This window comes from Shouchella oshimensis, from assembly GCF_004375095.1.
Lineage (GTDB): Bacteria > Bacillota > Bacilli > Bacillales > Bacillaceae_D > Shouchella > Shouchella oshimensis.
Genome location: NZ_SNUX01000004.1, coordinates 165,310 through 186,305, shown reverse-complemented (window position 1 = coordinate 186,305; position 20,996 = coordinate 165,310). Strand labels below are relative to the sequence as shown.

The 20,996-nt window shown below is 39.7% G+C and carries 20 protein-coding genes; 14 read left to right on the top strand and 6 right to left on the bottom strand.

What is annotated here, in order from left to right; translation table 11 throughout:
• Nucleotides 1-70: 70 nt before the first annotated feature.
• Nucleotides 71-526 carry a GNAT family N-acetyltransferase gene (locus tag E2L03_RS16495; RefSeq protein WP_095150730.1) on the top strand — a complete coding sequence of 152 codons (456 nt, stop codon included), beginning with the start codon at nucleotides 71-73 and terminating at the stop codon, nucleotides 524-526.
• Between the two features lie 13 nt (nucleotides 527-539).
• Here E2L03_RS16495 and E2L03_RS16490 read toward each other — a convergent pair whose 3' ends face one another.
• A complete protein-coding gene (locus E2L03_RS16490; protein ID WP_038483424.1) occupies nucleotides 540-1,439 on the bottom strand; it encodes an EamA family transporter in 900 nt (299 codons plus the stop codon).
• A 245-nt stretch (nucleotides 1,440-1,684) separates the two neighbouring features.
• A complete protein-coding gene (locus E2L03_RS16485) occupies nucleotides 1,685-1,918 on the bottom strand; it encodes a hypothetical protein (protein WP_038483422.1) in 234 nt (77 codons plus the stop codon).
• 365 nt (nucleotides 1,919-2,283) lie between these two features.
• On the opposite strand from E2L03_RS16485, the gene E2L03_RS16480 reads away from it, so the two are divergent.
• The 7 genes from E2L03_RS16480 to E2L03_RS16450 all read left to right on the top strand — a co-directional run bounded on the left by E2L03_RS16480 (nucleotide 2,284) and on the right by E2L03_RS16450 (nucleotide 7,930).
• The gene (locus E2L03_RS16480) at nucleotides 2,284-3,180 is read left to right on the top strand and encodes a DUF2268 domain-containing putative Zn-dependent protease (protein WP_134259668.1); all 897 of its coding nucleotides are present in this window, start codon (nucleotides 2,284-2,286) and stop codon (nucleotides 3,178-3,180) included.
• Between the two features lie 72 nt (nucleotides 3,181-3,252).
• Nucleotides 3,253-3,825, top strand: a complete 573-nt coding sequence (locus E2L03_RS16475) for a DUF2087 domain-containing protein (protein WP_124742621.1) — start codon at nucleotides 3,253-3,255, stop codon at nucleotides 3,823-3,825.
• A 56-nt stretch (nucleotides 3,826-3,881) separates the two neighbouring features.
• On the top strand, nucleotides 3,882-5,126 hold the full coding sequence (locus tag E2L03_RS16470; RefSeq protein WP_134259667.1) for an MFS transporter: 1,245 nt from the start codon (nucleotides 3,882-3,884) through the stop codon (nucleotides 5,124-5,126).
• A 90-nt stretch (nucleotides 5,127-5,216) separates the two neighbouring features.
• Nucleotides 5,217-5,312: a putative holin-like toxin gene (locus tag E2L03_RS16465; RefSeq protein ID WP_038483411.1), complete on the top strand. Its 96-nt coding sequence runs from the start codon at nucleotides 5,217-5,219 to the stop codon at nucleotides 5,310-5,312.
• Between the two features lie 257 nt (nucleotides 5,313-5,569).
• On the top strand, nucleotides 5,570-6,556 hold the full coding sequence (locus tag E2L03_RS16460; RefSeq protein ID WP_134259666.1) for a phosphotransferase family protein: 987 nt from the start codon (nucleotides 5,570-5,572) through the stop codon (nucleotides 6,554-6,556).
• Between the two features lie 121 nt (nucleotides 6,557-6,677).
• Nucleotides 6,678-7,196: a GNAT family N-acetyltransferase gene (locus E2L03_RS16455; RefSeq protein WP_038483408.1), complete on the top strand. Its 519-nt coding sequence runs from the start codon at nucleotides 6,678-6,680 to the stop codon at nucleotides 7,194-7,196.
• The gene (locus E2L03_RS16450; protein WP_134259665.1) at nucleotides 7,172-7,930 is read left to right on the top strand and encodes a class I SAM-dependent methyltransferase; all 759 of its coding nucleotides are present in this window, start codon (nucleotides 7,172-7,174) and stop codon (nucleotides 7,928-7,930) included. The genes E2L03_RS16455 and E2L03_RS16450 overlap by 25 nt, the downstream gene beginning before the upstream one ends.
• A 120-nt stretch (nucleotides 7,931-8,050) precedes the next feature.
• Here the strand turns inward: E2L03_RS16450 and E2L03_RS16445 are convergent, their stop codons facing one another.
• The 4 genes from E2L03_RS16445 to E2L03_RS16430 all read right to left on the bottom strand — a co-directional run bounded on the left by E2L03_RS16445 (nucleotide 8,051) and on the right by E2L03_RS16430 (nucleotide 12,919).
• Nucleotides 8,051-8,842, bottom strand: a complete 792-nt coding sequence (locus E2L03_RS16445) for a lytic polysaccharide monooxygenase (RefSeq protein ID WP_051667768.1) — start codon at nucleotides 8,840-8,842, stop codon at nucleotides 8,051-8,053.
• A gap of 801 nt (nucleotides 8,843-9,643) precedes the next feature.
• Nucleotides 9,644-10,675: a lysylphosphatidylglycerol synthase transmembrane domain-containing protein gene (locus tag E2L03_RS16440; RefSeq protein ID WP_134259664.1), complete on the bottom strand. Its 1,032-nt coding sequence runs from the start codon at nucleotides 10,673-10,675 to the stop codon at nucleotides 9,644-9,646.
• A complete protein-coding gene (locus E2L03_RS16435; protein ID WP_055736809.1) occupies nucleotides 10,668-11,699 on the bottom strand; it encodes a glycosyltransferase family 4 protein in 1,032 nt (343 codons plus the stop codon). The genes E2L03_RS16440 and E2L03_RS16435 overlap by 8 nt, the downstream gene beginning before the upstream one ends.
• Nucleotides 11,696-12,919, bottom strand: a complete 1,224-nt coding sequence (locus E2L03_RS16430; protein ID WP_134259663.1) for a glycosyltransferase family 4 protein — start codon at nucleotides 12,917-12,919, stop codon at nucleotides 11,696-11,698. The genes E2L03_RS16435 and E2L03_RS16430 overlap by 4 nt, the downstream gene beginning before the upstream one ends.
• A gap of 459 nt (nucleotides 12,920-13,378) precedes the next feature.
• Here E2L03_RS16430 and E2L03_RS16425 point away from each other — a divergent pair, with 459 nt between their 5' ends.
• The 6 genes from E2L03_RS16425 (at nucleotide 13,379) to E2L03_RS16400 (ending at nucleotide 20,980) form a co-directional block, all read left to right on the top strand.
• A complete protein-coding gene (locus E2L03_RS16425) occupies nucleotides 13,379-16,132 on the top strand; it encodes a 5'-nucleotidase C-terminal domain-containing protein (RefSeq protein ID WP_134259662.1) in 2,754 nt (917 codons plus the stop codon).
• 119 nt (nucleotides 16,133-16,251) lie between these two features.
• A complete protein-coding gene (locus tag E2L03_RS16420; protein WP_124742612.1) occupies nucleotides 16,252-16,479 on the top strand; it encodes a hypothetical protein in 228 nt (75 codons plus the stop codon).
• 95 nt (nucleotides 16,480-16,574) lie between these two features.
• Nucleotides 16,575-17,927, top strand: coding sequence for an amino acid permease (locus E2L03_RS16415; RefSeq protein WP_055736813.1), 1,353 nt, complete (start codon nucleotides 16,575-16,577; stop codon nucleotides 17,925-17,927).
• Between the two features lie 137 nt (nucleotides 17,928-18,064).
• Nucleotides 18,065-18,595, top strand: coding sequence for a tetratricopeptide repeat protein (locus tag E2L03_RS16410; RefSeq protein WP_038483389.1), 531 nt, complete (start codon nucleotides 18,065-18,067; stop codon nucleotides 18,593-18,595).
• Between the two features lie 158 nt (nucleotides 18,596-18,753).
• Nucleotides 18,754-20,052 carry an N-acetylmuramoyl-L-alanine amidase gene (locus E2L03_RS20960; protein WP_134259661.1) on the top strand — a complete coding sequence of 433 codons (1,299 nt, stop codon included), beginning with the start codon at nucleotides 18,754-18,756 and terminating at the stop codon, nucleotides 20,050-20,052.
• Nucleotides 20,053-20,194: 142 nt separating this feature from the next.
• Nucleotides 20,195-20,980 (top strand): pentapeptide repeat-containing protein, encoded by a 786-nt coding sequence (locus E2L03_RS16400; RefSeq protein WP_134259660.1) that lies wholly within the window; start codon nucleotides 20,195-20,197, stop codon nucleotides 20,978-20,980.
• The last annotated feature ends 16 nt before the right edge of the window (nucleotides 20,981-20,996 follow it).

Sequence of the window (20,996 nt, the reverse complement as noted above, 5' to 3'; positions counted from 1 at the left end):
GTCTTTTTTACCGTCGCTAGTCTTGTGTTTACATCTGCTTTCCAATAAGGTAGTAACAAGGAGGCTAACTATGAAAATTCGTTCATTTGAAGAAAAAGATCGAAGTAATGTAATGGCGTTAACAAAACGATTTTTGCAATTTGGCTTAATGAAACATCGTGATCGAGTAGCGATGGAACAAAAACAGGAAGCATTATTACTAGAATCCCTTCAGCGTGACGACTTGTCCCTCTTCATTGCTGAAAAGGATCACCATTTTTTAGGTTTTTTGGAAATGCGCTTACAAAGTGATTTTTTTACTAATGAGCGACAAGCGTACATATCGGCTGTTGCCACCACGTCTGAAGCCGAGGGGAAGGGTGTTGGGAAGCGGCTCATGCAAAAAGCAGAAGAATGGGCACAGGAACAAGAAGTGAATACAATTGTTTTAGATGTTTTTAAAGCCAATGAGCATGCAGTCGCGTTTTACGAAACATTCGGATATCAACAAGAAATTGTTAAGATGACAAAAACGTTAGACAACTAAAAAGTACGCAAGGTTATTCCCTTGCGTACTCGTATCTGACTTTTTTTCTTTCAACGTTGCCATAGAAAATACCCGCGAAAATAATGGCGACACCTGCCCATTGCATGGGTAAAATCGTTTCACCAAGTAAGGCAATGGATAAAATTAGCGCAACAGGTAGTTCTGCTGTAGAAAGAATGGCCCCTAGACCAGAGCCTATCTTTGGCATACCAATTGAGAACATGAGTGGAGGCAAGACAATGCCAAATAAGCCAAGTAAAAAGGCAATACCGATAAATCCTGTCTCAATTCCAGTGAATGAAAGGGTTTCTGCTGTCGGTACAAGAATGATCGCTGATAAGAGGAACCCACCGATGGAAATGATAAATCCTTTTTGGACAACAGGAACTTCAGTACCGACCACGCCAGTTACATACATAAATAAAGCAGAGCAAAATGCACTAAGCAACGCCCAAAAGGCACCAACCCAATCAAATTGTACAGCTGTCTGTAAAACACCAGCTGCTAAAATGGACCCAGCTATCAACACGCCAATAGAAAGAAGGCGTCGTTTTGATGGTATTTTTTTTGCGAAAATAAATTCGTAAAAGGAACCAATCCATACAAATTGAAACAAAAAAATAACGGCAAGTGATGCATCTAATGTTTGCAACGAATGATAATAAAAAATGCCTGTAAGACCTGTAGGGATACCACAAGCGAGTAGAGCCACTACCATCTTTAAGGGTATTTTTTTACGAGCTGAGAAAAACAGTAAGATTGCTAAAATGAGAAAACCAAAAAAGAACTGTGTTATGACCACATGAACGAGGTCAGCTCCTTGTCCGTAACCAATTTTGACAAAAGTGGATAAAATGCCAAAGCAAGCACCCCCGATTAATACAGCTAATGAATAGAGCCATGTTGATTTCATTTTTTTACCTCCCTTAATTACATAAAAAAGCCACACTAGGCACGAAGCCCAGTGTGGCGGAAAAAGAGCAGTTATCGCTCTGAAAAGGTCCACAAGTTAAAAACTTTTGTTCGAAGTATACAGTTTAACCGCTCTTGATTGTACACGATATCATGAAAAAAGACAACAGGAAAGGTAGTGGACGAGGAGTGTGCTCTAAAAAAGCTCATCAACTGAGTTGATGAGCAGGGACACGTTCCTCTAGTTTATGAAGGATTTGTGCAATGAGATTGATTGGTTAACTGAGGTGACCAGCACGCCATGATCGTTGCTTCTTTATAGTCGCTATCAATGGCATGAATAGCTTGAGGGTTTTTCGTAAGTAAGCCCACTATGTCAGCTGCCATTTGTTGATCTTCGTCAGCTGGTCGTGCCGCCAATTCTTTTAAGGCATGTAAAAATTGTTGATTAAGAAGATCATAAACAATGGCTTGTTCCATCCTTATCACCCTTTCGCCTTTTCACTCTAGTGTGTACCTGTTTTCACATAATCGCAAACCTTTTGCTTATGACGAAGATGTACTCTATCTTCATCTTAGGCAATCCCAAAAGAATTCATGCCTCTTCTTTAAAAAAAGATTCGTTTTCTTTTGTATTCGCTGCTTTAACTGCATTTCCTTTAGCGAAACAGAAGGATTTTTGCGGATTTTTTGTCGTTACTATTATAAATTAATTATTTAGAAAATTTACTTCATCGAGATTTGTGACTTTACTATAGCAAAAGCCTATTTAAAAGTAAATTCTTATTTTTTATGTTGACCTTCACGTTACGTTATCCACTATCGTAAGCATAGGAGGGGATACGATGATCATAAAGGTAAATGATCCATTACAACAATATGAGGAGTTACTACGGTGCGAGACCTTGGAGCAAAAACAACAATTTTTTCGCTATACGATGATGGAACCATTAAAGACGATGTGGACGTACTTGCAAGTGCCAATGAAGGCAAAACAATCAAATGGTTATGACGTTCTCTATGCTGCGGACATGTTAGGTTTCGCTAAATTAGAAGACCGAGAGGTTCTGAAAAAGGGAGTAGAACGGTTACGAACTATGAACATAGTTGATCGCGGGGAACGGGCATTAAAACATTTACTGGAAGTAGCGAACGATCAAGGTTTAGAAGTGAGAGCGAATGCCATTCAATTAGGGATTTATTTAGCAGATGAAGAGAAGTTAAGCTTGCACGAAGGGTATACAGGATTCGGTGGGATTCCAGGCTATTTGATGGTGCTTCTGTTTCCGAATGAGCGAAATACTAGCCGTTTTGAAGGGTTGCTTGCCCATGAATTTCATCATAATCTGCGTTTTTCTTATTTTAATTGGAGCCATGGCGATGTAACTGTAGGGGAATACATTGTTATTGAAGGGTTAGCAGATGTTTTCGCAGAAACCATTTATGGAAAAGAGCAGCTCGGTCCTTGGGTAACTGGCTTAGATGAAGATGATTTAAATGATTCCATATCTGTTATAAAAGATGCCTTACACATTAAAGGTTTTGCAGAAGTAAGTAGCTATATGTTCGGTGATTCTTATGCAACAGAGAGAGGCTATCAACCAGTAGGTCTTTCATTTGCGGCCGGTTATGCAGTCGGATATGTTGTTGTTAAAGCGTTCTTAGAAGAGACGGGGTTAACCATATTTGAAGCCACACAATGTACAAGTGACGATATTATTACTCGATCAGCCATTTTTTAAGAGGAATAAGTGATGATTCCTCTTTTCATTTTCATCTATTTCGATTATTATCTAATTAGATGGAGGGATATCATGCAATTAAGTCGAATGGTTCATTTTCATAAAACGCTTGGGGATAAGACAAGAATTCAAATAATTAGCATGTTAAAAGCAGGGCCACTTCACAATGGTGCCATTGCAGGGAAGCTTGGACTTACCCCACCAACTATTTCTCATCACTTAACTAAGCTAAAAGAAATTGATGTGATTTACCAACGAAGAGACAAGAACACCATCTATTTTCATTTGAATGAGTCGAAGCTCAAGCAAATGGCAGAGGCTATCATTCGTATTGGTGGAGATGACCGGTTTGAGTATTTTGATGTAACGATTGAAGAAAAGGCATCCGTTGTAAAAAGCTTTTTTAATCGAGAGGGAATGTTAAGCCATCTACCTGCGCAACGGAAGAAAAGACTTATTATACTCGAAGTGATCGCACGACAATTTGATGAAGGGCGCCAGTACGCTGAAACAGATGTTAATCAAGTAATTAAACGCTATAACAGTGATTTTGCAACAATTAGAAGGGAATTAATCATGTCTCATTTTATGTACCGAAATGAACAGCAATATGAATTGAATCCGAAAGAGATGTGGCCTGTTTAAGCAGGTTCTCTTTTTTGGAATCTATTTTGATAATTATCTAATTAGATGGAGGGAATATGGCAAGTATACTTAAGAAAGAGAAAGAATATTCGTATTTGTTTTGGAGTTCACTTTTTGTCGAAATTGGTCATCGATTTGCTCAAGTTGCTTCATTTGCACTTGTCTTTCAATTGACAGGCTCAGGGTTCGCATTAGGAATCTTGCTCTCGTTGCAAGTATTACCAACAATTCTACTTGCTCCTATAAGTGGTATGCTAGCGGATCGATTTCATAAAATTAAACTGATGACTTGGTCAGCGTGGGCTCGTGCCCCATTTGCCTTGTTACCACTTTTAGCAATTAGTGCAGGAGATGTACGGTGGCTTTTTGTCAGTACTTTTCTCATTGCTATTGGCAATGCATTCTATCGACCTGTTCGATTTGCTGCGATACCAGATCTTGTACAAAGAAAGAGCCTGTTGCACGTTAACGGAATGGAGCAACATTTGATTGGCTATACGCTTGTGCTTGGTTCCTTGATCGGTGGCATACTTGCATTTTGGATAGGAACGAACGTGTTATTTGTTTTGAATGCCGTTTGTTTAATTATCGCGGCAGCTGTCTTAAAACCGATTTTATCTATTAAAACAAGAGAACAACAGCCAATACCAACGGTCCGTTTACCTTTGTTACAATCAATAAAATGGTTTGTTGGCATACGGGTGTTACAAGTCTTTTTCATCATGATGCTTCTTATGCCATTAGCGAATGGGATTGATAATATTGTAATGAATATGATTGCTCTTGATGAATTTGAGCGTGGAGAGCTTGGCGTTGGCTTCATGTACGCCGCTCTTGGTCTAGGTTTTGTACTTAGTTCGAAGGTAACCATTTACCTTAAAAAAAACTATTTAACAATAGGGGTTATCATGATTGCGCTTGAAGGAGTCGGTCACCTCTTGTTAAGTCAATCAGTCTTCTTTTTACAGGCGCTGATTGTAGCGGCGAGCATTACGTTTGTAGGGGGGATTAGCACGATCTGCTTTGATACGGTCTTAATGAAAATCCTTCCTCCGTCAAAAAGGGGAGTGATTTCGGGCACTTTGTCCATGGTACAGACGAGTGCTATGGGACTGGCGATGGTGGCTGGTGGGTTTTTGAGTGAATGGTTCACTGCTTTTCAAATGGCATTCGTTATTGGATTCGTGTATATCGGGTTTGCACTTTTCTTTTTCCAATTGGTGCGGCGGCTACAGATAAAAGCATCTATGCGTCAGTTAAGAGAAGTTGAAAAACAAGAGAGATATATAAAGGAAAACTAGCCGTTCGCTGGTAAAATGATGGTATGATAAAAGGAGTTGAATAACTCATAGTTGTGGGGATTGGTAGCACTCTCGAGAGGGGGTGGTGCCGTGTCGGTTTTTGAAGCACTTAGTTTAGCTTTAGGGTTTGGAATGTTTATTCTTGCCTTAGTGACGTTGGTGCTTTTGCTGATTAAAAAAAATTAAGTCCCCACGATGAGTTGACGGCTCAGGAGGACTTAACTCTCTTCTTGCGCCAGTTCCCACTCTATGTGGGGTTCAGCACCCGTCTAGTGGTCGCACACTAGGCGGTTTTTTAGTTTACGTTAATTGTAAGGTTAGTATACCCTATTCAATCGGATTTAACCAGTTCCGTTATCACTTCATTTTTGTGATAAAAAAAGGAAATCAATTCATGGTGTAGAATATAATCGTTTCGGATTTTTTATAAGGATGTGATTCAATTGACTGCGGAGCTTTTATTTACATCTAAAACAATTGGTCTTCCGACAAAAGCACAAATGAATGAGCTACTCGCTGTTCACGGGCTAGGAACGTTACTTAGCTTTAATGAAACAAAGGAAGGCGCCATGAAGCAAACATTGTCTATAGTGTCTACTAAGGGAGAATGGATTGTAAAAGGAAATCCCATCTATGAAGGGCAATTAGAGGAAGAAAAGTATGTTATTGATTGTTTAGCGGGAAAAACGTCTCTCCAAGTGCCAACTCCTTATATTGTTCATCACGATCCAGCTATTCTTGGATTTGCTTATAGCATCATGCCAAAAATGAAAGGAAAACATCTTCATGATGTAGCTGAAAAATTGATAGTGGCGGATCATTCTGCTATTGCTAGATCGTTAGCAGGTGTATTAAAAGAAATGCATGAATGGAAAAGCTTATCGTATGGTCAGCTCCATCCTCTTAATCATACGATCGAACCTTTTCATTCTAGTTATAAAGACTGGCTCTTTAACCGAATCGTTCATTGGTTCCATGACGCAAAGAAGTATTCAACCTTAACAGAAGGAGATGAACGTTGGTTATACGGAGAGCTGAGAAGAGCTAACGATGTTTTTTCTAAGATGAATGACCCGTGTTTTATTATGGGTGACGTTAAACCTGGAAACTTCCTAATAGATCAACTAGAAGGGCAATGGGCAATAAGTGGACTATTTGATTTTACGAATAGTTATTTTGCAGATCCGTTAGTAGATTTAACAAAAATGACCCTTTTTTATCAGAGACAGGATCTAGTAGACATTGCAAACCAATTTATAGCTGAATACACTACCGGACAACCAGTAATAGAGGTCCAGCTTCGTTTGCGCATTCATTTATTGCACCAACTTGTACTTGATTGGGGTTATTTCCATGCGATGGGTCAGCCCATTCATACATCGTTCGAAAAATGGGTGAGGACGATTTTTATTCATTTACAACTGGAGTGATTAGGTGAAACAAAACGTTTATGCGTATATTACTAGGATTTAAGACGGTAGCTTGAGGTTCTGGTCTTACGGGACTCGAAGTATTCGAGGTCACGATCTATACTGTAAAGGAAGGTGTGAAATGAACGTTCAGTTAATAAGAGCAGAAGTGGAACAGCGTCAGATACTTTCAAATTTAGTGCAGTTTTATTTGCACGATTTTTCATCGTATATTGATTTAGATGTAGAATCGAACGGCCGCTATACGGATTACCCTCTACTCGATTATTGGACAAAGCCTAAGCATGATCCGTACTTTGTGATTGTGGATAATTGTTACGCAGGTTTTGTTCTTGTTAAACAGATTGAGATTAGGCAACGACCTTATCATTCGATCGCAGAATTCTTTATTATGAGGAAGTATCGGCGACAGGGTTTAGGTAGACTGGTTGCTAGACAGATCTTCCAAGATTATGAAGGGCGTTGGCATGTTTCGCAATTAAAAGAGAATCAACCTGCACAAACGTTTTGGAGAAAAGTCATTGAGGAATGGACAGACGGTGAATTTACTGAACACATTGGAGTGAGAAAAATTACGCACTTTTTCAATCAATACATCTGTGAGGTGGAGAGTGAATGTTTTCCGAGTATGGAAAGTTAAGTACGCAATTTTATGAAGCAACAAAACCAATTGGTTTTTCGATGTCTGGAGATATTGAGTTTTATCAGCAGCGATTAGCAGGTATTACAGGCAGAATATTAGAAGCAGGTGTTGGAACTGGTAGAATGCTGATTCCGCTTCTAGAGAACAAGTTTTGTGTGGATGGTGTAGATGCATCAAACGATATGCTCGCTTTATGTAGGGAACACTGTGAGAAACGGAATCTCGATCCATTTCTCGTCGAACAAAGGCTTGAAACCCTGGAGCTGCCGCATATGTATGAGGCGATTATTATGCCTACAGGCTCTTTTGCCCTGTTAAATGGCCGTGAAATCGCAATGGAGACCTTAGCGCGCTTTTACCGACATCTCTCACCTGGTGGTCGACTTTTTATTGATCTAGGTTTTCCTAAGGTGTTTTCAGAAGACAGCCAATCGTTAAGAACAGTTGAACTCAGTGATAAAGAAGGAATTACCCTCTCTGTTTATGACGTGGAACTGAACTGGATAGACCAATATTCACTTACCTATTTAACCTACCGGAAGTGGCGATCTGGTAAAGAGGTTGATACAGAGTTGCAACAGTTTAAGGTACATTGGTACGGAGTGGAAGAATTTACATACATGCTTAGAGAAGCTGGGTTTTCCTCTATAAAAAAGACGGCTGATTATCTTCATGATAAAGCTCCATCGAAGGAAACATCGCTTATTACGTTTGAAGCGATACGTCGTTAATTGTAGTTTTCATCATTTTTATCTAAAAGATAGTGAACATATTCGTCTAAAACAAAAAAGCACATATAGGGATTTGCTCCTTATAATGTGCTTTTTATAATAGGGGGATAAGTAAAAGCGTTAGCGGATAAGCTCCCAAACATCGGCACGACCAGGAGTTTCACCACGAGTCCACCATTTTGCACGGTATACTTGACCGTTGTGTGTCACATAGTCACCGCCAACGTATGTGGCAGTTGATGTCCAAGCAGGATACGCAGGTGGCTGTTCTGGTGAACCTGGATCTGGATTTGGAGTAGGATTACTTCCACCACTGAATTGGGCATCAATAACTTGGTAAAACGCATTTGCAGTATCAGCCACGTCCCAAACACCAAGAATGACGTGATAACCTGAACGCTCAGGTACAGTTAACTGATGACTTACTTTCTGTCCTGGACGAGCACCGCCATCAAATTTTTCATAGAATGGAACAAGTTCAAATTGGTTACGTGTTAATGGCTGGTTAGGGTTCCAGTTTGGTTTCGTAATATAATAATGCCATTTTGCTGTTGAATGCATTGCTGTTAGATGCCATCCAAACGTTTGATACCCACTATTCATGTTTACTTTAGACCAACGATTAGAAGATTGGGCATCTAGTTGTGGAAAAACGCCCCCAGCAGATGCAATCTGTCCATCTGGAATACTTGCACCAGGGAATCCTTTCGGCGCTTCTAAACTTTGCGGTTCATAAATGACGCCACCGCAATCTGTGTTTACACGTTCGGCACACAATAACGCTCTAGACTTGGGAGATTCAATGTAGCCATGTGCACTTGCCGATTCTGCGTTTGCGAAAACAAACAAAGCAGATGCAAGAACAGTGAAACCAATTGACTGAAGAAACGAGTGACCTTTCTTTTTACCAATCAAACGAACTCCTCCTTTTTGTTCGCAAGTTCTGCTTGCGTACCTTCATTGTAACGATGTGTATTTAAAAAGAAATTGGGAAATGAGCTAGTCACTTTTTAGGGAAAAGAGCAAAAAATGAAGTAAATCGCAAATAATTAATAGAATAATCCGATAATAAAGTGCGAATGACCGGTGAGAAAGTGCTTTTTTCATTCGTAAATAGGGAAGCGAAAAACCGATTTTTCTTAATTAATCTGACTAGAAGACATAGTAATGTTCGTTTATGGTCAAAAGAACAGCCTATCTTATTTGCTTTTAAAAGAAATTTTCATGTTGGGAAATGACTTCAAAAAAATTGACAGTTTTAAAGAAAGGGACAAATAATTTATTTTTTCAGTGGAAAAATAAATTAAAAACCCTCACTAACTAGAAATAAAGACGTGTGTCAGAAAAAATAGAGCGCTTACATGTGAGTATCAATGATTGTTTTTAAATGAACCACCATTTTCCCAACAAAGATCATGCGAAATGAGCGCTTATTCGACATTTATCACCTAAATTTCGACAAAAACAATTTTAAAATGAGGGTTGGTCAGTTGAGTACAGTAACGTACTAAAGAAAAAAGGATAGATGCAAGGAGTGTACTGCTAAATATATCCCAATACGATCTTATCGAAGCCTATGCTAGAATAAATATAACGAAAAGCTAATGCAGAATGTTTTTCGAACAAACGAATCATTTGTCATCCCCCTTATTGGAATGCTCTGGAGATACCAGAGTATTTTTTATGGAAAAATCCCTCCAACAAATGAAGGGATTATGGCTGATCCAAGACCTCTTTTGCGCGCGTCTTCTTTCTGTGTATCCCTCTCATTGTCAAGCCAACCCCAATAACGACTGAACTATAGGCAGTGATTATACGCCAAAATAACATACTTAAAATCAATTTTTCTTCATCCATAAACGAACGAAAGACGGCTGAGAACGTCATTTCAGCTGCGCCGCTTCCTCCGGGTGTTGGAATAATAGACGCAAACATCATCACAAACGAATGAAAAGTAGAGCTAGTAAAAAGAGAGAGATGGATAGAAAATGCTTGAAACAAAAAATAGGGAATGATGAAAAAAAAGCCTAGTTGCATGAATGTATAGAGCATTCCTATCATAAGGGCTTGTTTATGATGGATGAAATAGAGACTTTGTAGATGAAACTGCTCTAAAAATTGATCTAATTTTTGCTGCCATACATGTGCCGTTTCTTTTTTCAACCATCCAACAGGCTTAAGAAGCAACTCGCCTAACACTCTTGCTGTTCGTTGGTGAAATAGCACAAGGGTTAACCCAATTATGATACTTGCATGAACAATATAGCCAATAACAATAAAATACCCCATGCTTGGTAAAGTAGAAAACAGGCTTTTATAGCCAAAAATTAAAAACAGAGTAAAGCTCAAGACGAGCCCAATTTGAAATAATAAAAACTTCATTAATAATAGAGAGGTAGCGCTCCCGCTGTGATGACCTCGCTTTACTAATACATACAGTTGTGCAGGTTGCCCCCCAGTTGCAAGAGGCGTTATTTGGTTAAAGAACTGACCGATTAACGTTGTATGCATAGCTGTTTTGAAGGATAGTGCTTGCTTATTAGATGCTGACAGCCAAATAAGGCTCAATGCTTCAAATAGCCAGCTTAGACCCATACATAAAAACGCAAGTAGAAGCCAAATGCTATTCATATTTTGAAGTCCTACTAACAAAACCGACCGATCAATATTTTTTGCAAGTAACCAGACCGACAGAATACTAATAAACAAAACAATGCTGAGCTGAATAGCTTGTTTTTTAGGCATGAGAGGAGGAGGCAACTACTCCGTGTACATCTCTGTAAAACTGGTTCCAAACAGTTGTTAATCGTTCTTCGGAATAGACATAAGCTCCTTTTTTAGATAAGTTCCGCGCGTGTTGGTAATAGTGGTTATCTTCTCGAAGTCGGTCTATTTGTTCAATAAAGCTCTTGTTAGAGTCGCCGGTAACATAGTAGTCAAATAAGATGTCTTCATATAATGCTAAATCTCTTAATAAAAGAGGCTTTTCGCAGCTCATTGCCTCTAAAATCGTCATCGGAAAAAGTTCATTGTAAGATGGCGAGAAAAATAAATTACAAGCATTGTAATACGCTTGCATGCTTTCTCTAGGTACAATTCCTGGAAAATGGACGTTGGTAGGTGGCTGATCGACATAGGCTTTTAATTCGTGGTATCCAGCTGTTAACTTACCGAATGAAAAGCCGCCTGCCCAAATAAAGTGAATGTCTGGTCGTTGGCTTGCTACATCTAGAAAATCTTTTACTCCTTTTCGATGTTGGATTTGACCTGCCCCTAAAACGACGAATGCATCTTCGGGTATCCCAAGTTCAGTTCGAACGGTGCTTTTTTTACTCGCAGAAAAAGAGCTTCTAGAAACGAAATTAGGAATGTAGTGAATTTTATTTTGATCCAATCCTAAAGCTACTAATTTTGGTATAAAACTTGGATTCACCACAATCAAATCATCCATTCTTTTGTAGAATGACACCATGTAATGATAAAAAAGAGCGCGTATCGGTTTAGGCAATGAAAGGCTTTCGTCTACTGTTTCAGGTAGAAAATGAACATAGCCAACTTTAACCCCGGTTCTCTTGAAGAACGTGGTTAAGAAAAAGCGAAAATCAATCGTATGATAATGCGTAATATCAGAACGTCGAAATCGATTAATTGCTAGATCGTAACTTTGCTCCGTTTGGGATTGGAGGAGGTTAATCAACTCTCGATACGCCGAGGCAACTCCTTGCCCTTTCACTTTCTCTGCCGATGATAGCATAGTCACTTTCATTATGATGACCTCCTCATTCGATATAACGCTGATATCGCTTTCTTATCAGTAGATTGCTGCAATGTGTTGGCGAATAAATGGGTGCGGTAAATCGCTTCAATTTTTTTACCAAATGCTTTGGCAGAAATCGATTCAACAAATTGACCACTCTTCAGTTGAACAGCTACCCGCTCACCTTTTTGTTGAAAGATTTTGTTTAGCAATGGAGCTAGGTCATCGTCATTTTCAAAGATGTAGCCTGTTTCGTTGTGCACAATCGCCTGTTGAATACTTGGATCTGCTTTGGCGACAACAACACATCCTGCTGCCATTGCTTCAAAATAGGTTAAACCTTGAGCCTCAGTAGTGGATGCACTAACGAAAAGGTCACAGAGTTGATAATAAATATGAACCTCTTCCCAACAAACTGTACCAATGAATTGAACATCATCTTCAATAGCGAGAGTCTTTGTCAGCTTCTTTAGGGATGTCTTATGCGGGCCATCACCAACCAAAATGAGTTTAATGGGTGAATGGCACTTTTTTGAATGATGAACAGCATGGAGTAAAGCGTCTATATTCTTCTCTTCTGCCAAACGACCAACGGAGACGATGACCCGATCTTCGGGCAGGATATTCAGTTTTTTACGAAGAATAGCAGCTTGAAACATGGATTCCTCCGTTCGTTTAAACCTGTCGACATTAATCCCCGTAGGAATAACCCCAATAGGAGATTGGACGTTGTATCCATGTAACGTTCGCTTTACTTTACTCGTTGGTGCAATGACACGATCCGCTTTGTGACAAAACCATTTTGTCATCCAACCGACCATTTTAGGCGTTAACAGCTTTCCTCTAGCAACGTAATGTAAGTAATCCTCATACATCGTGTGATAAGTGTGTAAGAAAGGAAGCTTATGTTTGTGAGCAATGTATTTTCCTAAATAGCCCATTGTAAATTCGGTTTGGGTATGAATAAGGTCAATGTCATAGCGTTTAATAAGCTTTGATGCTTTTCTTATTCCACGGTAAGCAAGATGCCGCTCTGGAATAATGGTAGATGATACACTTGGAAAACGGAAGACTTTCCCAGATTCTGTTTCTACGTTTGCTTGTTTATCTTCAGAAGTAAAGATGAAGACGTTATGGCCTCGAGCCGTTAATTCAAGATCAAGTGTTGCAATAGAAGTAGCAACGCCACTAATTTGTGGAAAATAAGTGTCAGTAAAAATTCCAATATTCACAGTAACCCCTCCTGTCTTTAATGATGATTATGAATAAAAGCAAGGCGACTTTATGCTTACTAAACGAGAGTAGAAGAATGTATTTAATTATACGAGGTTTCTTACAAGTAAATGGGTATTGGCTTATTTCTTTAGAAAAACTTAAGAAATAGAGTCAATTTGTTCGTTCGTTACTAACGTTATCACGATGATCATGCAGCTGAACCGAGCGGAAGAATGAATGTGCATACGACTCTAGCCGTATTTTTCTAAAGTATAGGAAGGAATCTAGGACTATAAAAGATGTTTTCTCCCATTTTTTCACTTCATTCACAACAGAATTATAGATCTTTTTTACCTTATTACATGTTTTACAAAAATATTAGTGATTTCGACAATATTGGTCGTCATTTTTTGCTACTCTTAAAGAGTCTACGGACAAGTGTTAAGTATCGATTTCATTGAGGAGGAACATCAAGGATGGAGAAATGGAAAAAGTGGGTAGGTGCTAGTCTCATCGCATTGACTCTCCCGTTTAGTGTAAATGGAGAGGCGAAAGCAGAAGAAAAAGCACTGAATATTTTTCATACGAATGATATTCATGCATCGTTTGAAGAATACGGAAAAGTGTCTGCTTATGTAAAAGAGAAGCGAGATCAGCTTGAACATGTGTTATTTGTTGATGCAGGTGACTTTGCCAGTGGTAACCCTGTTGTTGATTTAAATTTTGGAAAACCGATGGTAGATGTGTTTAACCTAGCAGGTCTTGATGCATTTACGATTGGCAATCATGAATTTGACTACGGACAAACTTATTTACAAGAAAATATGGAAGATTCCTTATTTCCATGGCTTGGTGCAAATATGAGTACAGGGGACACAGGTGTAGAAAATCCTGAACCTTATACAATCATTGATGTGGATGGCATAGCAGTCGGTATTCTTGGTATTACACAAGCGCCACCTGCCACGGCTCCAGCGAATGTAATCGGCATGACGTTTGATCAAGACTATGTGGGAACAGCTCTTTCCTATCAGGATGAGCTAGAGGAACAGGCAGATGTGATTGTCGCATTAACACATATTGGTCATGATCAAGATCGTCGCTTAGCAGAAGCGGTAGACTATTTTGATGTTATTATCGGTGGACATTCCCATACAACGTTACGTCAACCTGTTGTTGTGAACGGCACACCGATCGTACAAACTGGATCAAATTTAGCGAACCTTGGTGAGCTTACGCTTACTTACAATGATGAGACCGAAGACGTGACGAATGTAACGGGTAGCTTAACGGCAGTATCTTCTATGACAAGCATTGATGAAGAGGTTCAAGCTGTAATTGATGGCTACGTTGAAGAAATGGAAGATGTGTTAGGCAAGGTCGTTGGCTATAGCGATACAGGGTTAACGAGAGATGGACGTTTTAATGGCGATGCTCCTTTAGGAAATTTCTGGACTGATGCCATGCGTGACTTTGCTGATGCAGATGTAGCGTTAACGAATAACGGTGGATTACGAGACAGTATTTCTCCGGGAGAAGTTACATTGAATGATCTATATTCCATTGAACCATTCGCTAACGAGATAATGGTTATAGAGATGACAGGTGCAGCGATTGAAGAGGTCATTGCGTTTTCTTATTCTAGAGACAATCGAAATCAAATAGATCTTCAAACATCTGGCTTGCACTATGAGATTATTACAGGAACAACAGGAAATTACTTAGACGCAAACTTAACAATAGGCGGACAAGCCGTTGATGAGAACGAGACTTACATGGTTGCTGTTGCTGATTATATTGGAACAGGTGGTTCTGGGTATCAGTTTGAAGGTGAAGTGATTCACGAGACAGTTGGCTTAATGACAGCAGCGATGGAGCAGTACGCTCTTCGTTTAACCGATGCTGGTGAAAAATTGAATTACTATAGAGAAGGACGTATAGCCATTAAAGTAGATCCTTCTGGACCAAACCCAGGTGACATTATTGGTTCTACTGAAACGGGTCTCTATTCTGCTAATAAAAGTACACAAGATGTTGGTATCGGAAATCTATACACAGATGCCATTCGAGCAAAAACAGGAAGCGACATTGGGCTTTTAAATCGAAGTTCAATTACAGGAGAAATTCCTCCTGGAAGTATAACGGATCGCCAAATTGAAGCATTAGATTCGTTTGGCAATGCCATTGTTGTTGTGGAAACAACAGGTGAACGGATAATGGAAGTGTTAGTAGAACAATCCCGTTATCACAATGGTGTGGATCTACAAGCTTCAGGTTTAACATATACACTTATACCGGATGGAAATCGTTATGAACTAGCAAATGTGAACGTGCACGGAGAGCCGATAGAGTCTCAAGAGACGTATACGGTTGCATATAATGACTACATGCATGGGACGAACTTTTATCAATTAGGAACTGTGCTGGACGATTCTTATGGGCCAGTATGGCAAGCTGTTGTTGATTATGTAATGGATCAAACAGAGCCGATTAATTATGAAGAAGGAAGCAGAATTACGATTGAAGGTTCAGAGCCAGGTGATCCGACTGGTACGAGAACGGTAGCTGAAGCAATTGGAAACAATAGCGGAGTCTACCCTGTAAAAGGATACATTGTCGGTTCAATTGTAAACCAGCGTCCTGTGATTGGTGAAGGAACTCATGCTGCGTCGAATCTGTTACTGGCGGATTCACCGAATGAAACCGATCGTAGTAAGATGCTGCCTGTACAGCTTGTGAATGGTACAGCAGTGAGAAACGGGTTAAATTTAGAAAGCAATCCAACAAATCTAGGTAAAGCAGTACGTATCACTGGTTCTTTGGAAGCTTATTTTTCTACTCCTGGTATGAGAGCGCCTAGTACGTATGAATGGATAGAAGAGGAAGGCCCTGTAGAACCTGAACCGCCAGTTTGTTCGTTTGACGAATGGAGTGGCAGCCAAGTGTATACGGCAGGGGATCGTGTTGAGTACAATGGTGACTTTTATGAAGCAAAATGGTGGACGCAAGGAGAAAATCCAAGCCAATCTGGTCAGTGGGATGTATGGAAAAAAGTAGCTGATTGCTATGAGGTTCCAGAAGGTCCTCAAGAATGGATCAAAGACCAAATTTATGTTGCCGGTGATCAAGTTCTTGTAGAAGGACAGCTTTATGAAGCGAAGTGGTGGACACAAGGAGAAGACCCAAGACGTTCCGGGCAATGGGATGTATGGAAAAAAGTAACCGAATAATAAAAAACAGAGATATGGATTTCCATATCTCTGTTTTTTTGTACTAAAATGCATGATTAAAAAAAAGCAACGGTGGAATATCAAAAGAAAGAAGAGAGGATCAAGAGGAGGAGACGACAGTGGCCCACAAAGAAATTGAAGAAAAAATCATAGCAGAATTAGAAAAAGTAGATACTGTATCAAGCGTTAAATTTGAGAAAAGTCTCGATGGATTTAATGGGTACCCAGCTCACGTTATTGGCGATGTCATGATGGACCTGAAGCAGAAAGGTGTTATTGATAAAGTTGGAACCCTTGGTATTGCAGATGATGAGATTAAACTGAATAAGCAGTACAAATCAAATTAGAGCTAGGCTACAGTAAGGACCAAACCTTACTGTAGCTTTTTTATTGGATAAACGAGCCAGTCTTATCGCACACTAGCTATAAAAAAGGAGCGTTTATGGCTAAACAAAAGAAGTTAAAAGCAAAAGGGGGTCTTGCTTGGTGGCAACTCTCTCTTCTTGGAATTGGGTGTACAATTGGAACAGGCTATTTTCTAGGTTCGAGTATTGGAATCTCTTTAGCAGGTCCTGCTATCGTCGCTTCGTTTTTACTTGCTGCTGTTGGCACATACTTTGTTTTTATTGCACTGGCTCAAATGACCGCTAACGATCCTCAGGAAGGTTCATTTAGTGTTTATGCAGAAAAAGCGTTTGGTGAAAAACTTGGATTTGCCTCTGGTTGGAATTATTGGGTGTCAAATATATTAATCATAGGAAGTCAACTTACAGCTTTATCAATCTTATCGCAATTTTGGTTTGAAAGTACGCCGCTTTGGGTGTTTGCATCGCTCTATTCTAGTTTAGGGATCTTTGTTGTCATTTTAGGGACAAAAGGGTTTGACTCTGTTGAAAACGTACTATCAGTTATTAAAGTAGCAGCAATCTTCATGTTCGTGGTGTTAGGGATACTGGCAGTTTTCCACCTAATTAATCATACTGGTCAAGAGCCAATGTTACCATCGAATGTACAGGAATGGTTTCCCCGTGGTTTTCCCGGCTTCTGGGGATCGCTCATATATGCCTTTTATGCATTTGGGGGAATTGAAGTCATTGGTCTAATGGCGATGCAATTAAAGAAAAAGGAAGAGGCACCCAAAGCAGGTAAAGTGTTGCTCATTGGCGTTACCGTCTTGTATACACTCTCTTTAGGGTTCGCAATAAGTCTCGTCCCCTATACTGCATTTAATGACTCCGAGAGCCCCTTCGTAACAGCTATGTCAGCGTACGGATTAGCCTTCTTTCCACATGTATTTAATGGTGCAATCATTATCGCTGGTTTTTCCGCAATGACAGCGTCGTTGTTTGGAGTAACGACATTATTAGCTCAGTTGGCCAAGCAGAAACACGCACCGTCTTTCTTTCAAAAGCGTGTCTCGTTTCATGATTTACCGTTCTATTCGCTGCTACTTGCCACTTGTGGATTAATCTTCGCTGTAGTTGCCGCATTGCTGTTGCCAGGGCGTTTATTTGAATACATTACAACGGCAGCTGGCATTTTAATTTTAGTTAATTGGATGATTATTTTACTGTCTAATTGGCGTTTACTTCAGCCTACGCTTTGGCGAATCTGTGGGCATATTATTGGATTCCTGCTCATGCTTTTCGCGATTACAGGAATCGCTTTAGAAGAAACAGGTAGACCCGGTTTGTATGTGAGTCTAGCATTTCTTTTTGCCATCATCGTGGTGACGTTTATTGTAAAGAAAAAACGTTATAAGCCAAAAGTGTGGAATGGTTATCCCCGTAAATAACAGTTGGCAATAGACGTTCAAGAGATAAGCTCGAATCCTGTCTGAAAGGCAAACGATGAAGAATAAGAATGATTTAAAGGCTTTTAGCATCTATGGCTAGAAGTCTTTTTGAAGTCCATTTTGATAGAGGTGAAATAATGAACGACATGATTCTAAAAGAAGCGAACGCCACCATTTATTTTGATCGCTCCAATTATTTACGAGAGCAAACAACTGACCCAAAAAAGTTGGAAGCGGCAATCAGTTATTTAAAAGACTGTGTTGAGGATCAAGACCATGGTTTGCTCGGGTATTTTTACCGCATACTCGGAAAGACAGAACAAGCATCATACCACTATCAGCTCTGTCTAAAAAAAGCTGAACAAAAAGGAAATAATCAAGCTTTACTAATCAATTCAATACGATATGGAGAAGTTCTTAAGTACGCAAACTTACATGATGAAGCGCTCGTATGGTTTGAAAAAGCATCTGAATTGGCTCGTCGATTAAGTATGAATGAATATGATGATTTTATTCTACAACACAAGGGGAAATGTTTGTGGGAAATGAAAAAAATAAGAAAGGCCCAATGGTGCTTTGAGGAGGCTTATGCATTAAGAGTACGAAAAAAGGATGAAGCGCTCATTCAATCAACGAAACAGGCTTTAAATCTATTGACCAAACTTTAGTGTCACAAAGTATAAACCATCGTGTAAAACACCAAGTTATAGCTTTGTCTCGACAAAATCTAAAGACATTCGTACATTTCGTTTGATTTTCAGCATATGCCTTTCTCTTTTCTCTAATAAGTGAATAAAGTATTTAATAATAGCGAAAGGAGATTGGTATGAATATCATTCAAGACTTTATTCCTGCTTCTAATGGAAATCGACCTGGTTATGCGTTAACTCCAACCTATATTACGATTCATGAAACAGCTAATACTAGTGCCGGAGCCGATGCTGCAATGCACGCTAGATATGTGAAAAACCCTACTACGGCAGTAAGTTGGCATTTTACAGTTGATGATGGGCAAACGATTTACCAACACTTACCGTTAAATGAAAACGGTTGGCACGCAGGTGATGGTGGTAGTGGAACTGGAAACCGTCAGTCAATTGGCATTGAAATTTGTGTAAACCGGGATGGTGACTTCCAACAAGCCATGAGAAATGCTGCACAATTAACTCGCCAATTAATGGATCAGTTTCAGGTTCCTCTTGATCGTGTTGTGGCACACCAACATTGGAGTGGAAAACGTTGCCCGGCGAATATTATCAATGCAGGTGGAATTGAAACGTTTCGTACACTCATTCCTTCTTCAAGCACGATCCCAGTAGAAGAAGAAAACAATGCACCTGCGCCAACACCACCTCCATCAAACGGAAGTGGAAATCAAACAACAGGAAGTATCGTTACCTATTTAAATAGTATTGGAGTGGATTCGAGTTTCGATAACCGAGCTCGTTTAGCACGTCAGAATGGTATCGAAAACTATACAGGAACAGCGGCACAAAATACTCGACTACTTGCGCTACTTAGAGATGGACAAGAGTCTAGCGGAAGTACGCCAACTCCGTCACCGGCTCCACCACCATCGAGTGGGAGCGGAAATCAAACAACAGGAAGTATCGTCACCTATTTAAATAGTATTGGAGAAGATTCAAGTTTTCAAAACCGAGCTCGTTTGGCCGTGCAGTATGGAATCACGAATTACCGTGGGACGTCTGAACAGAACACGCAACTGCTATCACTACTTCGTGATCGTGATCATGCATCAAACCGACCACCTGCAGGCGGTGGAAATCAGACTACTGGAAGTATTGTCACGTATTTGAATAGTATTGGTGTTGACTCTAGTTACGATAATCGAGGGCGTTTAGCAAGAGAGAATGGCATTTCTAATTACACAGGAACAGCTGCTCAGAATACACAATTACTGCAACTTCTCAGAAGTGGTGGTCCGACAAAACCGAACACGAGACCAAAACCACGTCAAGGTGAAGGGATTGTGAATTATTTAAACAGAATTGGTGTGGATTCATCTTACTCAAATCGCTCCCGCTTAGCAGCACAATACGGAATTCGCAACTACCGAGGCACTGCAGCGCAGAATTCGGAATTGTTAGATCGTGTTTCAAGGTAAATGGTGCTTTGGCTTAAGAAGTCATTTGACTCTACTTAAGCCTTTTTTTGTTGTATAGGATCATTGTTTTTAACGGTTAAGAAGAGAGCAATGCTATAATAAGGAAATTAGCAGTTCTTCGTCTAAAGGGAGGGTGTGCATAATGGAAAGAGTGTTGTCATCAGATTGTAGTCGATGCTTTGGTTTATGTTGTGTCGCATTGCCTTACGGCGAATCTGCTGATTTTCCAAAAGATAAACCAAGCGGTGTTCCTTGTGAAAATTTATTAATAAACAATGACTGTCAAATTCATGATCAACTAAAAAATTGCGGTTTTAAAGGCTGCGTGACTTACGAGTGTTTTGGTGCAGGTCAATATGTTTCAGAAGTCATTTACAGTGGTGATAGCTGGCGTGTAAATAAGGATTTAGCCGATGATATGTTTACCGTTTTTCCAATTGTTCAGCAAATCCATGAAATGCTTTTTTATTTAGCCCAAGCATTGGAAGTGGCAGAGGATAAGCATAAACATCCGCTTTCAACCTTACAGGATGAGTTGCTTGAACAAACAAGTCATTCACTATTCATTCGAAGCTTTAACATATCTGATTATCGTGGTCGCGTGGGAATTCTTTTAGAAGAAGTGAGCCTTACTTATCGAAAAGCATATAGACAAAAACAGTTAAAATCGAATTATATTGGCATACGCATTAGTGGCTCGTTAGCAGGACAATCGCTTCGTGGAAAGTTGCTTATCGGTGCTAACGGAAACGATGCAAATTTTCATTGTGTTGATTTTCTTGGCGCAGATATGCGAGATACACAAGTAAAAAGAGCTGATTTATCGGATGCGCTTTTTTTAACACAGTCTCAATTAAATGCTGCGATAGGCGATAACGAAACGATCGTACCAAGCTATTTGGTAAGACCAAAGCATTGGGTAGAGTAAAGCAAGCAGGAGGGAT